General features: G+C 49.7%; 1 protein-coding gene. It reads right to left on the bottom strand.

Annotation, left to right across the window (positions count from 1 at the left end):
- Window positions 1–494 precede the first annotated feature (494 nt).
- A partial coding sequence (locus tag A3730_RS01735; protein ID WP_063537343.1) for a ferredoxin family protein occupies window positions 495–754 on the bottom strand: 260 nt, incomplete at its 5' end.

Raw genomic sequence — 754 nt, forward strand, 5'->3', positions numbered from 1 at the left:
GCTAGGCGGTGTGCGTAACACCACGTTTTCCATAGAATTAATGCTACCCAGAAGTGTGACGCCGTGCTGTAAAAAGCAGTGAGGAAATGTAAAAGATTGGGCGCCTTTTAGCGTCGGGATGTAGCCCTCTGGGGGCAGGGGGCTGGTGCGGTGGCGCGAGCTTGTAAGAGATCTCTTACAAGGCTGTAGGAAAAAACAGTGTTTTTTCGCTGTTTTTGACCCTTAAAAGCGAGCATCAGAATATTAACTCATTGTTATATTTGAGTTTTTTGGGGTTTGTGTGGTTTTCACCCAGACTTTTAATATTTATTTTACCCACAGAGCAAAATACGGTTGATATAGTGTTTCCGTGCTTCAGGGAATTGAGCACAAGGATTTGCAAGGAATGCAGTACAGGGATGTTGCGGTGAGCGCAAAAGGGTCAGGATGACTCGACGCAAAAAGGGCGGCAGGATGCCGCCCTTTTATTTTGCCTGGAGAAAAGTGATCCGCGCTTATCGGATCAGCTTCTCCCGCTTGTTCGGCACACCGTCCCACTCTTCAGCGTCGTCCGGCGCATCTTTCATTTCGGTAATGTTCGGCCACTTCTCTGCCAGATCCGCGTTGATCTCCAGGAACTCCTGCTGGTCGTCCGGCAGTTCGTCTTCCGAGAAGATCGCGTTAACCGGGCACTCCGGTTCACACAGTGCACAGTCGATACACTCGTCCGGGTGGATGACCAGAAAATTTTCGCCTTCGTAGAAACAGTCTACCG

The organism is Alcanivorax sp. HI0044, assembly GCF_001634945.1.